This window comes from Paractinoplanes ovalisporus, from assembly GCF_016834655.1.
Classification (GTDB): domain Bacteria; phylum Actinomycetota; class Actinomycetes; order Mycobacteriales; family Micromonosporaceae; genus Actinoplanes; species Actinoplanes ovalisporus.
In genome coordinates, this window is record NZ_JAENHP010000024.1 from 115,509 (window position 1) to 128,296 (window position 12,788).

The 12,788-nt window shown below is 71.0% G+C and carries 15 protein-coding genes, 1 tRNA gene and 1 pseudogene; 7 read left to right on the top strand and 10 right to left on the bottom strand.

Going from position 1 to position 12,788, the window contains the following annotated elements; genetic code table 11:
• Positions 1-7 precede the first annotated feature (7 nt).
• On the top strand, positions 8-475 hold the full coding sequence (locus JIG36_RS42750) for a hypothetical protein (protein ID WP_203382601.1): 468 nt from the start codon (positions 8-10) through the stop codon (positions 473-475).
• Between the two features lie 223 nt (positions 476-698).
• On the opposite strand, the gene JIG36_RS42755 is transcribed toward JIG36_RS42750, so the two are convergent.
• From JIG36_RS42755 to JIG36_RS42780, 6 genes are all read right to left on the bottom strand, one after another.
• Positions 699-772, bottom strand: a tRNA-Ala gene (locus JIG36_RS42755).
• A gap of 79 nt (positions 773-851) precedes the next feature.
• Positions 852-1,601 (bottom strand): divisome protein SepX/GlpR, encoded by a 750-nt coding sequence (gene sepX, locus JIG36_RS42760; protein WP_203382602.1) that lies wholly within the window; start codon positions 1,599-1,601, stop codon positions 852-854.
• 173 nt (positions 1,602-1,774) lie between these two features.
• Positions 1,775-2,407, bottom strand: coding sequence for a GNAT family N-acetyltransferase (locus JIG36_RS42765; protein WP_203382603.1), 633 nt, complete (start codon positions 2,405-2,407; stop codon positions 1,775-1,777).
• Positions 2,408-3,718 carry a molybdopterin molybdotransferase MoeA gene (locus JIG36_RS42770; RefSeq protein WP_203382604.1) on the bottom strand — a complete coding sequence of 437 codons (1,311 nt, stop codon included), beginning with the start codon at positions 3,716-3,718 and terminating at the stop codon, positions 2,408-2,410. It abuts the gene before it with no gap.
• Entirely contained in the window at positions 3,715-4,629 is a 915-nt protein-coding gene (locus JIG36_RS42775; RefSeq protein ID WP_203382605.1) for a UTP--glucose-1-phosphate uridylyltransferase, read from the bottom strand. The genes JIG36_RS42770 and JIG36_RS42775 overlap by 4 nt, the downstream gene beginning before the upstream one ends.
• A gap of 48 nt (positions 4,630-4,677) precedes the next feature.
• Positions 4,678-6,657, bottom strand: coding sequence for a sensor domain-containing diguanylate cyclase (locus tag JIG36_RS42780; RefSeq protein ID WP_203382606.1), 1,980 nt, complete (start codon positions 6,655-6,657; stop codon positions 4,678-4,680).
• Between the two features lie 81 nt (positions 6,658-6,738).
• On the opposite strand from JIG36_RS42780, the gene JIG36_RS42785 reads away from it, so the two are divergent.
• Both JIG36_RS42785 and JIG36_RS52820 read left to right on the top strand, forming a co-directional pair.
• On the top strand, positions 6,739-7,368 hold the full coding sequence (locus JIG36_RS42785) for a 5-formyltetrahydrofolate cyclo-ligase (RefSeq protein WP_203382607.1): 630 nt from the start codon (positions 6,739-6,741) through the stop codon (positions 7,366-7,368).
• A gap of 50 nt (positions 7,369-7,418) precedes the next feature.
• Positions 7,419-7,583 (top strand): annotated as a pseudogene (locus JIG36_RS52820) (FmdB family zinc ribbon protein); the annotation flags it as partial.
• Positions 7,584-7,645: 62 nt separating this feature from the next.
• On the opposite strand, the gene JIG36_RS52825 reads toward JIG36_RS52820, so the two are convergent.
• Positions 7,646-7,885 (bottom strand): hypothetical protein, encoded by a 240-nt coding sequence (locus JIG36_RS52825; protein ID WP_236049371.1) that lies wholly within the window; start codon positions 7,883-7,885, stop codon positions 7,646-7,648.
• 606 nt (positions 7,886-8,491) lie between these two features.
• Between JIG36_RS52825 and JIG36_RS42795 the strand changes: the two genes are divergently transcribed.
• Positions 8,492-8,932, top strand: coding sequence for a hypothetical protein (locus tag JIG36_RS42795; protein WP_307873138.1), 441 nt, complete (start codon positions 8,492-8,494; stop codon positions 8,930-8,932).
• A 98-nt stretch (positions 8,933-9,030) separates the two neighbouring features.
• Here the strand turns inward: JIG36_RS42795 and JIG36_RS42800 are convergent, their stop codons facing one another.
• The gene (locus JIG36_RS42800) at positions 9,031-9,207 is read right to left on the bottom strand and encodes a hypothetical protein (RefSeq protein WP_203382610.1); all 177 of its coding nucleotides are present in this window, start codon (positions 9,205-9,207) and stop codon (positions 9,031-9,033) included.
• A 64-nt stretch (positions 9,208-9,271) separates the two neighbouring features.
• Here JIG36_RS42800 and JIG36_RS42805 point away from each other — a divergent pair, with 64 nt between their 5' ends.
• A complete protein-coding gene (locus tag JIG36_RS42805) occupies positions 9,272-9,598 on the top strand; it encodes a translation initiation factor 2 (protein ID WP_236049321.1) in 327 nt (108 codons plus the stop codon).
• A 271-nt stretch (positions 9,599-9,869) separates the two neighbouring features.
• On the opposite strand, the gene JIG36_RS42810 is transcribed toward JIG36_RS42805, so the two are convergent.
• Positions 9,870-10,346 (bottom strand): DUF2231 domain-containing protein, encoded by a 477-nt coding sequence (locus JIG36_RS42810; protein WP_203382612.1) that lies wholly within the window; start codon positions 10,344-10,346, stop codon positions 9,870-9,872.
• Between the two features lie 191 nt (positions 10,347-10,537).
• Here JIG36_RS42810 and JIG36_RS42815 point away from each other — a divergent pair, with 191 nt between their 5' ends.
• Entirely contained in the window at positions 10,538-10,981 is a 444-nt protein-coding gene (locus JIG36_RS42815; RefSeq protein WP_203382613.1) for a Fur family transcriptional regulator, read from the top strand.
• 27 nt (positions 10,982-11,008) lie between these two features.
• The gene (locus JIG36_RS42820; protein WP_203382614.1) at positions 11,009-11,872 is read left to right on the top strand and encodes an oxygenase MpaB family protein; all 864 of its coding nucleotides are present in this window, start codon (positions 11,009-11,011) and stop codon (positions 11,870-11,872) included.
• 16 nt (positions 11,873-11,888) lie between these two features.
• Here JIG36_RS42820 and JIG36_RS42825 read toward each other — a convergent pair whose 3' ends face one another.
• Positions 11,889-12,713, bottom strand: a complete 825-nt coding sequence (locus JIG36_RS42825) for a RecB family exonuclease (protein WP_203382656.1) — start codon at positions 12,711-12,713, stop codon at positions 11,889-11,891.
• Between the last annotated feature and the right edge of the window lie 75 nt (positions 12,714-12,788).

Genomic DNA, 12,788 nt, shown 5'->3' on the forward strand with positions numbered 1-12,788 from the left:
CAGCGCCATGGGGACCCTGGGACCGGCTCTGGTGGGCGGCATCGCCGGCCTGGTCGTGGCCGGCATCGGCATCGTCAGCGCCATCATCACGGCCCGCCACCATCGAGCCCGCGAACACGACAACTGGCTGCGGGACCAGCGACTCCGCCACTCGGTAGATTTCGTGACCGCCGTACGACGCCTGATCAACGAGTACCGCCGCGCCGGCGAGGCCGGAATGAACCAGGACGAGCGCGAAGACCTACGGGCCCGGATGCGCACCGCGAGAACCGCAATCGAACTGCTCTGTTCCCCGACCGCAGTAGCCGCCGCCAGAACAGTCAACGACCTGCTCTACCAAACCACCCCCGGCGAACCAGCAGACCACCGCCAGACCACCGAGGCCGCATTCCAGGCCACCGTAGAAGCACTAAGAGCAGAGCTGACCCCCGCAGCAGCCACAGCCCACCGAAAACCGCGAGTTCCCGAGTTCTAGCCGTCTCCGCACCGGCGTCGAGCGCGGCCCGTTTCCGGGTCGAGCGCGGAGCGCGGCCCGTTTCCGGGTCGAGCGCAAAGCGCGAGCCCCGCCACCCACTCACCCGAACCGACTCGCCGAGCCGGCAACCGCACCGTGGGGTTTCAGGGGGCTCGGCCCCCTGAGCAGATATAGAGAGCGCCCCGGTCCGCGCACTTCAGCGGACACGGGGCGACAAAGCTCGTGGAGCTGTGGGGATTTGAACCCCAGACCCCCTCGATGCGAACGAGGTGCGCTACCAGACTGCGCCACAGCCCCTTACCAGCCCGCGAACCGCAGTCCGTGGAACCGCAGCAAGGTTAACAGGTCCACCGGCCGCCCCGCGAACCGACCCCACTCATGCCGTGTGGTGTCGGCCTCCCGCTTCGTAGGGGCGTCCGCGCAGGCCGCCCGCCCGGCGGTAGTACACCGACGGCGGCGCGGTCGGGGGTGGTGCATCCTCGTCGCGGTCGAGGCCCATCGCCGTGCGGCGGGCCGCCTCGCGCTGGGCCGCCAACTGCTTCTGCTTCTCGCGGCGCTGGGCCGCCCGGCGGGCCTGAGCCCGGCGCACCTCGGCCTGGCGTGCGGCCAGCCACGCCGCCTCGCGGGCCTCGATGCGGCGGCGCCGGCGGTCGGCCAGGGCCCGGTTGCGCAGGTGCACCAGGTCGAACGCCAGCAGGGCGCCGGTCACCGCGAAGCCGATCCAGAAGCCGGGGCCGACCGCGAGCACGCCGATCAGCTCGATGAAGTTGAGCAGCAGCAGCGCGGCGAAGACCCGGCGACGGCGTACGACCGCGGGGGTGTGCCGCCTCGGTGGCGGGCGACGGGCGGGGCGCCGGCCGGGTGTGACCAGGCGCAGGCGGCGTTGCGGGCGCTCCGGAACATCACCCGAAGGGGCGAGAACCGTAACCGTGACCAGGCGACCAGGGTTGATCGGGCGTCGTCCGGGCACAGTGCGACGACGGCGGTGGCGCTGCAGCACCCTCGCCGTCGACGACGCCCGCTCCGCGGCCAACCGCTCGGTGGCGTCGTACCGGCGCACGAGCGCTGGTGCGAGGGCGAGCAGTCCGGCCGCGGCGAGGACGGCGAGGAGCACCGAGGTCGGCACCCTCTCCCCTTCCGCCAGCTTCGGGCGGCCCGCTCAGGCATCCAGGAGCGCATACACGAGCAAAGCGGACCGCAAAGACCCAATCTCCCCGAGGCTACGGCCGCGAGCTGCGGAAATGCGCACGCCGCGCCGGGCGTGTCGAGCTGTAAGGATCAATAAGGCACAAACTGGCGTCAGGCCCGGACGCGCCGCCACCGGGCCATCAGGCCACCCTCGGCGGCGATCTCCTCGCTGGTCAACGCGTATCCGAGGTGGTCACGCCAGCCGCCGTCGATGTGCATGTAGCGCTGGTGGTAGGCCTCCTCGCGGAAGCCCAGCTTCTCGACGACACGCCGTGACGGCCGGTTCTCGGGGCGGATGTTGACCTCGATGCGGTGCAGCCCGCCGGGGCCGAACGCGTGGTCGACGGCGAGCGCGAGGGCCGTGGGGATCACGCCGCGACCGGCCACTCGATGGTCGACCCAGTAACCGGCGTACGCGGAACTGAAGGCCCGCCGCACGATGTTGCCCAGGTTGAGGTGGCCGACGAGCCGTTCACGGCCGTCGGTCTCGCGCCAGCAGACCGCGAACGGCATGCTGTCGCCGCGCCGCGCGGCCCGGCGCATGTCGGCGTAGACGTAGGAGAAGGCGCGCGTCGAGTTCATCTCGGACCACGGGCCGGGCGGCGCCGATTCCCAGGGGGCGAGCCACTCCTGGTTGGCGATGCGCACCTCGGACCAGCTCTTGCCGTCGCCGCGCTTGTAGGGCCGCAACAGCACCGGACCGTCCGCCAGCACGGCGGGCCATCCGGGCGTGGACCCCAGCATCTATCGCCTCCGGTCGAGTAACAGCACATCCACGGTCGAGCCGGCCGCTGCCGTGGTGACGCGCTCGCCGAGCACCAATAGTCCGTTGGCCTCGGCCAGGCCGGAGAGAGTGTACGGCCCACCGGCCAGCGGCTGCACCGTATGTCCCCCGCCGCGCCGTTCGGCCACGTGGGCGGGGCGGAACTCGCGCAGCCCGCCGGGTGAGGACACCGTCTCGAGCAGGTGCGCCTTCACGCTGGGGCGGAAGACCGGTTCGGCGCCGGCCAGCAGCTGGATGACCGGGCGGGCCAGCACCTCGAAGCCGATCAGGGCCGAGCCGGGCTCGCCGGGCAGGCACACGACGGGCACCTCTTCGCCGCCGACCGTGCCGAATCCGAGGGTGGCGCCGGGGCTGAGTGCGACGTCGGTGAACTCGACCGCGCCCCGGCCGGGGTCGCGCCGGGAGAGCACGCGTCGCAGCATGTCGCCGGGGCCGCTGCCGGTGCCGCCGGTGGTGATGATCAGGTCGGCCCGCAGGGTCTGGTCCTCCAGCAGCCCGCGCAGGCCCTCGGGGTCGTCGTCGCAGATCCCGATCCGGTACGCGAGAGCGCCCGCCTCGACCGCGGCGGCCGTCAGCGCGTGCGAGTTGGCGTCGACGACCTGGCCGGGCTGGCTGGGCCGGCCCACGTCGACCAGTTCGTCGCCGGTCGCCACGACCACCACGCGCGGGCTGGGCCGCACCACGACGTGCCCGATGCCCGAGGCGGCGAACGTCGCCACCATGGCCGGGGTCACGTACGCCCCGGCCGGCGCCAGCACCTGCCCGGCCGCGATCTCGTCACCGGCCCGGCGTACGCCCGAACCCCGTTTGGGCGCGTGCAGGATCTCGACGGCCGCCATGCCCTGGTCGGTCCAGTGCACCGGGACGACCACGTCGGAGCCGATCGGCAACGGCGCCCCGGCCGCCACCGAGAAACAGGTGCCCGGCGTGAGGCGTACCGGACGCCAGCTCGCCGCGCCGAGGTCACCCACGACGTTGAGCCGCACCGGCCGCGAACCGCCCTCGAACCGCCCGAAGGCGGGGTGGGATCCGACCCGCCCCGCCCCGGTCAGGTCTTCCCAGCGGGCCGCGTACCCGTCGATCGCGGCCTGGTCGAAGGCCGGATAGGGGTGCGGCGCGAGCACGTCGTTGGCCAGCACGTTGCCGTGGGCCTGGGTGAGGTCGAGGTCGAGCGGAGGCAGCGCCCGCAACCTGCGCAGCACGCTGCCCAGGTATTCGGCGAGCGGCATCAGCTCGTTGGCGGCCGCCTCGGCATCGGCCGTGGCTGTCATCCTTTCGCACCGCCGGCGACGAACTCCGCCAGCCAGCTCCGGAACTCCTCGCCGAGATCTTCCCGTTTGGCCGCCAGCATGACGACCGTCTGCAAGTAGCCCAGCGGCATGCCGGTGTCGTAGCGGTGGCCGCGGTAGATGATGCCGTGCACCGGGACGCCGTCGGCCAGCAGCTGCGCCATCGCATCGGTCAGCTGGATCTCGCCACCGCTGCCGGGCTTGGTGTTGTCGATGGCCTCGAAGATGCTCGCGGGCAGGATGTAGCGGCCCAGCACGGCCAGGTTGCTCGGCGCTTCCTCGGGGGCGGGCTTCTCGACCAGCCCGGTGATCTCGACGGTGTCGCCGCCCTCAGCCGAGGGGTTGACCGAGGCGATGCCGTAGCGGGATGTCTCCTCGGGCTTCACCTCACCCAGGGCAAGGACAATTCCCCCCGTACGGGCTTGGAGGTCGAGCATCGCGGGAAGGAGAGGCTTGTCCTCCTCGACGAACTCGTCACCCAGCAGGACGGCGAACGCGTTGTCCCCGACGTGCGAGGCAGCGGTGCCGACGGCATGACCCAGCCCGAGCGGCTCGCCCTGGCGGCAGGTGTAGATGTCGGCCAGTTCGCTCGTACGGCGTACCTCCGCAAGCCGTTTGAGATCGCCCTTCTCCTCGAGCCGGGCCTCGACGTCGGGCCGGCGGTCGAAGTGGTCGACCATCGAGGTCTTGCCGCGGCCGGTGACGAGCAGGACATCGGTGATGCCGGCGGCCGCCGCCTCCTCCACGATGTACTGCAGGACAGGGCGGTCGACCACGGGCAGCAGCTCCTTGGGAACGGCCTTGGTGGCCGGCAGGAACCGGGTCGCCAGGCCGGCCGCTGGGATCACGGCCTTCACTGCTCGACGGCCGGACGCATGCGCGTTCGTGGTCATCAAGGTCACCGCACCTTCGCTCAGTCGTGCCCGTGGTATGCCGCGAGACTATCGGCCACGTCTGTGTTGCTGCGGTCTCAACCCGCTCGGGACCGCCGTGGCCTGATCAAAGTTTCCTTCATGATCCCCGGAGGAAACGTGTGACTTCGTCACATCGGCGGGTTCGGCCAGCCGGTACGTGTCCCGGCCGGCGTTCTTGGCCGCGTAGAGCGCCCGGTCGGCCGCGGCCAGCACCTGGGGTGAATTCTCACCGTGCTCGGGATAGACCGCCACCCCGATGGACACGCTGATCGGGATCTGGACGCCGTCGACCGTGACCGGACGGTCGCGCACCGCCGCGCCGAGACGTTCGGCGACGATCGCTCCGCCGTACCCGTCGGTCTCGGGCAACAGCACCACGAACTCCTCGCCACCCTGGCGGAACGCCACGTCGACCTCACGCAACCCGACCCGGATGCGCCGGGCGAACTCGCTCAGCACGGCGTCACCGGCGGCATGCCCGTACGTGTCGTTCACCTCTTTGAAGTGGTCGAGGTCGAGCACCAGCACCGCCAGCATGCGCCCGAAACGACTCGCCCGCTCCACCTCCCGGCGCAGCGATTCCCGCAGGTAACGGTAGTTCCACAGCCCGGTCAGGGGGTCGGTCAGCGACAGCCGCTGGGCCTCCTCGTGCATCCGCACGTTGTGCACCGCCACCCCCGCCTGCCCCGCGAACGTACGCAGGGTGTGCAGATCGGCGTCGTCGAACGCGTCCCCGCCGACCCGGTCATAGAGCGCCAGCACTCCCAGCGTCTCGGGGAACGCCGGCGGCTCACCCGGCTCCTCGGCGACGGCCGGGGCGCAGATCGGCACGGCGACGTACGTGAGACACGGCGGCTCGGCCGAGGCCGGCGAACCCTGCCCGCGGCGCGGCTCCCCGGTCGCGGCCACCGAGCCCAGCACCCCCTCGCCCACCGGCAGCCGCTTCTTCTCGAGGTCGGTGTCGGGCACGTCCCAGTCGCCGGAGAGCCCGACCCCGCAGCGCGGCACCAGCTGGCCGGCGTCCGGGTCGATCAGCAGCACGAGGCCCGCCCGGGCGCCGGTGGCGGCCAGCGCCGTCCGCAGGATGACCTGCAGGATCCGGTGCAGGTCGTGGGTGCTCGACAGGGTCTCGCCGAGGATCGCCAGGTGACCGCGCAGCTGGTCGCGGCTCGCGGTCAGCGCCTGCACATAGGCCTGGAGTTCGCGGGTCATCCGGTTGAAGGACGACGCGAGCAGGCCCAGCTCGTCCGGGCGCAGGATCGGCACGCGGGTGTCCAGGGCGCCGTCCGCGACCCGGTCGGCGGCCCAGGCCAGGTCGCCCAGCGGGCGCGTGGTCGAGTAGGCCAGCCAGCGCGCCACCAGCACCGCGGCCAGGGCGGCGGCGAGCACCACGGCCGGGAGAACGGCGTACAGCAGGGTGGGCCGGCTCGGTGGCACGGTCAGCGTCAGGCTCAGGGGCTGGCCCGGTTCGGCCGGCAGCAGGCGGCTCTCCCCCGGCGGGTCGTCCTTCTCGGTGACGGTCACGTCGGTGCCGCTGGCGGCGGTCAGACGGGCGAGGAAGGCCTGGTCAACGGTCTGGGCGGCGGTGATCAGCTCGTCGCCGGCGACGGCCCGGGCGGCGATCGCCTGAGCTTTCCCGGGCGTGTCACCCGGACCCGCGCAATCCTGCCAGCCGGTGATCCCGGCCGGGCGGGGCGCCGCGATCTTGGCCGGCGTCTCTCCTCCGCTGATCTTGATGTCGGTGGCCAGGCCGCGCGTGATCAGCTGGCCCGCCACCGCGGATCGGTCATTCGGGGAGACCACCGCCACCGCGTCCGCCGCTGCCTGGAGCTGCCGGCAGGCCGCCGCCATTCCCGTACGCACCGTGGCCGCCGCATGGTCGAGCCGCTCGGCGGTCCGGTCCCGGCTCACGGTGGCGACAGTGATGGCGACAAAGATGGACCCGAGCAGGACCGGACCGAGCACGACCACCAGAAAGGCGGTGGTGAGCCGGCCACGTAGCGTCACGCATCCTCCCGGGACTGGCCCTCTTTGGAGCGATGCTGACATAGTGTGCACCGTTTGCCGCTTTTCAAAAGGGGGTGTTGCATGTCCGATTTAACCCGTGATGCGGAACGATCTCGAGCCGACAAGATCGCACTCCGCGATCGCCTCCTCACGGCACGTCGCGCCCTGACACCCTCCGCGCTCGCTTCAGCCGCCGCCGCCATCCAAGATCAAACCCTTTCCCTCGTACGCCGTGAGCAGCCCACCTCGGTCGCCGCGTACGTGCCGATGGGCCGCGAACCCGGCGGGCCCGAGCTGGTGGTGTCGCTTTCCGCCCATACCCGGGTGCTGTTGCCCGTCCTCCTTCCGGACAACGACCTCGACTGGGCTGCGTATCCCGGCACCACCTCTTTCGGGGATGCCAATCCCCTGGCCGCGGGCCGGCGGGGCCTCCTGGAACCGGCCGGCCCCCGCCTCGGCGTCGGGGCTGTCGCCCAAGTCGGCCTGGTCTTCGTGCCCGCGCTGGCGGTCGACCGTTCCGGCATGCGGATGGGCCGCGGCGGCGGTTCCTACGACCGCGCCCTGTCCCGCCTGCCCTCTCTCGGGAGCCCGCTGGTGGTGGCGTTGTTGCACGAGGGTGAGCTGGTCGACTACATCCCCGCCGAGCCGCACGACCGCCCGGTAGACGCCGCGATCACCCCTGGTGGAGGCCTGACCGTTTTCGGCAATTGACGGCTCCGCCGGCTTCGACGGCCGCTCAGCCATCGGGCCGAGTGGACGAAATGACCTCCGATGGCGCAACATTGGCACTCGGAGTTGGCGAGTGCCAGCAGCCGACCAGATCCGGAGGAGCCGTGCCTACCTACCAGTACGCCTGCACCGAGTGCGGACACCAGCTCGAGGCCGTGCAGTCGTTCTCCGACCCGGCTTTGACCGAGTGCCCGAACTGCCAGGGCAAGCTCCGCAAGGTCTTCAACTCGGTCGGCATCGTCTTCAAGGGCTCCGGCTTCTATCGGAACGACTCCCGCTCGGGCAACGTGAGCGCCGAGAAGTCCGGCAGCGCCGAGTCCACGAAGAAGACCGAGACGACCTCATCGTCCACGAAGAGCGACAGTTCCTCTTCGTCGTCGACGCCCTCTTCCACGACGTCGTCATCCTCTTCTTCGTCGTCATCCTCTTCTTCGTCGTCGTCCTCGTCGTCGTCTTCTTCGTCCAGCTCGAAGACGCCCGCAGCTTCCTGACCCGACATTCCTCACCGCGCCGGCCCAGCTGGGACCCGGCGCGGTTTGTCGTACCCGCCCCCTGCTCGTCGGCCGCAGCACGGTTTTGTCGTGCCGGCCGCCGGAGGTACTTCTCCATCGTCGGCCTGAGCGCGTATGCCTGCGGTCGGCTGTCTCGGGTCGTAGCGCTTTCTCGCCTGGTCGTCCCACTCGCCGACCTGGCACCTCCCTGACCGCTGGTTCTGCCCCACCCAAGATCAGCCTGGATCAGCCCAAGACCAGCTGACCAGCTCAAGATCAGCCCGATTCAGCTCAAGATCAGCCTGGTTCAGCTCAAGATCAGCCTGGTTCAGCTCAAGGACCCTCCACCAAGACCCCCCGCCCGAGGGGATTTAAACCCTACGCGGCTCGCAGAGATCGTTTTAGTTATCCACAATTCCGCGTTGTCCACAGGGGCTCGGCGGGCGATCTTCCGCTCGGCCTAACGTTCGCCCCGGCGCCGCAGGACTGCGACGTCAGAGCGAGCGGAAGGGGCACGTCTCATGGGCAGATCCGGCTCATCCCGGTTGGGCGCTGCCCTCCCCAAGGCGCAGGGATCACCAGGTCGCGAGAGCGGCAACGGGCGCCTCGATCCTGTGCGCTGGCGCCGGCCGGCTCCCGGCACGCTGCTACGCCTCGCAGCGGTCGCGATCCTGCTGGGCTTCGCCGTTCTGGCGTTTCGGTCGCCTCCACCCGCATGTGAACCGCCGACCTACACGGTGCCGGCGCGCTCCCCGTCGGCGTCCGCGCCGGCCGAGCCGCAGACGGTTCCGTCCGGCAGCGTCGGAGTTCCGGTGCGGCTGGCCGACCCGGCGACCCTCGCGCTGGTCGAGGCCGGCAACCGGATCGACCTGCTACGCCTCGACGAGTCGGACGGCAGCACCACGCCGGTGGCCGAGTCGGCCCTGGTCCTCCAGGTCACCGGCTCCGACGACCCCACCACGGGCGGCCTGCTGCTGGCCCTGGCCCCCGACGAAGCCGAACGAGCCGTAGCGGGCCCGGGCCAGAGCTTCGCCGTCCTCATCCGCCCCGACTGACGGCGCCGGGCCCGACCGCCCAACGTCCAGGGCCGTCGCCGCAGTCTCAGCCCACAGCCCTACGCAGGTGCGAGTGTGGCCCGGCTCGATGCCGGCGGTCACCAGTGCGGCGGGCGGTCCTCGAGGAGTCGCTCGTCGTTGTCGTAGGAGCGTTCACCCCAGCCGCGCTCGGTGTCGTCCCGGGTCTGGTCGGGGAGGACGGCCGCCTCTTCCGAGTCGAAATCGACCTCACGCTCGGCGTCGTTGTCGCGGTCGGGTTCATCCAGGATGTCCACGCCTACGAGGGTAGGCCCGCGCCGCTGCGGAAGTCTTCCCCCTTCGGCTGTACCGTCGGTGAACGTGAGTTCCCCCACGGGCGTCCCGGACGACGCGTACTGGCAGCGACCAGATCCCGACTCCGCGCCGCCCCCAGCGAAGCCGGAGGCACCCACCCCGAAGCCTGGCCCCGACTACCAGGGGCCGCCGCGCACCGCCCGGCCGTCGCCGAACTGGCGTCCGCCGACGATCGCGCACCCGCCGCCGCCCCGCAGCATGCCGCCGCAGGACATGGACGCGCTGGACGACGCCGAGGGCTCGGCTCGCACGGTCACGTACGGCGTGGGCCTGGTCGCCGGCGCCATCGCCCTGATCCTGCTGTGCCTGCTCTGCGCCCGAGTGATCTTCTGACCCAGCGGGACCCAGCGGGACCCAGCGGGACCCAGCGGGACCCAGCGAGAGCCAGCGGGATCCAGCGGGACCCAGCGACATTCAGCAGGACCCGGCGGGGCGCAGAGGACCCGACCGCCCAACGGTCGTGGCGCAGTCAACCGGCCGAAGCGACCCACCAGCCCGTAGGGCCATCCGACGCGGGCCGCCCAACCAGGCGACGAGGCCCATGGTCGCGGGCATGCAAAGCCCCGGCACGCCGCGTGACGCGCCGGGGCGTAAGAGGGGCGGACTAGTAGGAGCCCCAAACGGCGGTCGCACCCGAGTCGCCGGTCTTGTAGACGTAGTAGCCCGAAGCCGCCGCCAGCGCGATCAGCACGACGGCCCCGCCGACCTCGCCGATCAGCGGGAGACGGGTGCTGCCACGGCGCCAGGTCAGGGCGACCATCACCAGGCTCACGACGCCGAGCGCGAGCGTGAACCAGAAGGTGAGCCCGCCGAAGCCCATGTGGTCGTCGAGGATCTCCTTACCGGGCCCGCTCATGCCCTGGCCGAGCAGGCGGTCGTAGAGCTTCTCCCCCGAGAGCTTCGCCACAAGCGTGGCCGCGGGCGCGACGATCGCGAGCAGCGCGAGAGCCCAACCCATTCTGGGCCGCCAGCGGGGAACCAGCGCATAGACCACTGCCCCGAGCGCGAGCAACGGGACGAAAACGACCGCGGCGTGCAGCACGAGCACGTGCACCGGCAGGCCGTTGATCTGGTCGAACACGACTCCTCCTCATGAACTGGTCGGGCCGCCAGCCTAGAGTTGTCTGACGACGCAAGCATCTTCCGTATGCGCGTACGCCGTGGGAAGCCGCCCGGTTCATCCGTAACCCGATCTTGTCGAAGTGACGCGCGTTCAGGCAGCCAAAGGATCGAGGAGTTGGGGATCGCTCGGTTCCGTGTTGTCATGGACCGATGTCCGACGGTGAAAAACTGCTGCGTGAGCACGGCCTGCGGGTCACCCGGCCGCGCCTCACCGTGCTGGAGATTCTCGCCGAGGGCGGCCACCTCGAGGTCGAGGACATCGCCCGCCGGGCCCGCACCCGGCTCGACTCGGTCTCGACCCAGGCCATCTACGACGTGCTGGGCGCCCTGTCCCGGGCCGGCCTGGCTCGCCGCATCGAGCCGGCCGGAAGTCCCGCGCGCTACGAGGCCCGGGCCGGCGACAACCATCACCACATCGTCTGCCGCGGCTGTGGCGAGATCGCCGATGTCGACTGCGCGGTCGGTGAACGCCCCTGCCTGGCCCCGGCGAGCACACACGGTTTTGAACTCGACGAGGCCGAGGTCACGTTCTGGGGGTTGTGTCCGGCTTGCCAGGCCCGACGGGCGACCGAGAATTCGAACGGGTTCAAATAACTCGGTTCGCGTGGCAGTCTGGAGGGCATGAGCGTCGACGTCGGGCTGTTCGGGCCGGATTCGGTCACGTGGAAGCTCCATCGCGAACCGATCCTCCTGCTGGGCGGCCTGCGCTCGCTCTACCTTCAGGCCCTGCACCCCCGGGCCGTCGCCGGGGTCGCGCAGAATTCCGGCTACCGGTCCGACCCGTGGGGCCGCCTCAACCGCACCTCCGATTTCGTGGGCACGGTCATCTTCGGCACCACGGAAGAGGTCGAGCGCGCCGCCTCGCGCCTGCGTCGCATCCATGCGGCGATGACTGCCACCGACCCCCGTACGGGGGAAAGGTTTCGCATCGACGAGCCCGACCTGCTGCGCTGGGTCCATGTGGCCGAGGTCGAATCGTTCCTCACCACCGCCACCCGGGCCGGTGTGAAGCTCACTCCCGAAGAGATCGACCGCTACTACGACGAGCAGCGCAGATCGGCGGAACTGGTCGGTCTCGATCCCGCGAGCGTCCCCGGAACCGCGGCCGAGGTGGACGCCTACTACGAGGCCATGCGCCCCGAGCTGGCTCTCACCAAGGACGGCGCCGAGACGGCACTCTTCCTGACCGTCCCGCCCGCCCCCGAATCGCTCCCGGCCGCCCTGCGCCTCGGCCTCTCGCTCGGCCCGGCCCGTTGGGCCTACCTCGGCGTCGCCGGCACGGCCATGGGCCTGCTGCCACCGTGGGCGCGCCGCCTCTACGGCGGCCTGGGCTGGCCCACCACGGACGTGACCGCGAACCTCTCGGCGCGCGGCCTTCGCGTGCTGATAGACACGGTCATCAACACACTGCCCAGCCGCTATCGCATGTCGCCGGTCTACCGGGCGGCACTGGCCCGAGCAGAGGCAGCCGCAGCAGCGGCCTGAAGCGAAGCGGCTGAAACTAAACAGTCAGGTGGTTGACCGCCTCCCACGGATCTTTGGTGACGGCTTCCTGCCCGGCCGGGCACGACTTACGGAAGTCGCACCAGGAGCAGAGCGCCCCCGGACTGGTCGGGAACTCCACGTCGGGGTCGGCGCCGCCCGCCACCGCCTTCTCGGCGGCCATGATGTCGCGGGCCATGTCTTCGGCCCGGCGCACCTGCCGGTCGAGCGATTCCGGGGTGTGCTCGTGGGCGGCCACCGTGCCGGTGGGCAGGTGATGGAGCTCAACCCGGTAACTCGGCCGGCGGAAGACCCGCCCCGCCGCGTACGCATAAAGCGCCAGCGCCCTCGACCCCCGCGCGTCGTCGGCGTCGAGCCCGGAACGACCGGTCTTGTAGTCGACGATCACCGCCTCGGGACCGTCGGGACCCTGGCGCGCATCGATGCGGTCGGCCCGGCCGTTGAACGCCAGCACGGACGTCTTCGTGGCCACCACCCGCTCCACGCCGAGCGGTTCGTCGTGCGGGTCGAGACCACGGACGTACGTCTCGAGCCAGCGCAGCGCCGCCCGGTAGGTCACCCTCTCCTGGTCGACGTCGCGGTAGCCCTCACGGACCCACGTCGCCTTGAGCAGGCTGGGCAGCGCCTCGGGTTCGCGGCGGTCGACGGGCAAGGCATACCAGTTCTTGAGCGCCGTGTGGACACTCGCGCCGAGCGAGTTGTGCGCCCACGGCGGCCCCTTGGGCGGGGTGGGCCGGTCGACGTAGGAATAGCGGTAGCGACGGGGGCAGTCCTCGTACGACCCGAGCTTGCTCGGTGTGCACACGAAGAGCCGCTCGGGCATGCCGGCGAAGCCAAGCTGCTCGGGGATCCCGCTGCGCGGTCTGGTGGAGGGCACGGAGCAATCCTGCCAGCCGGG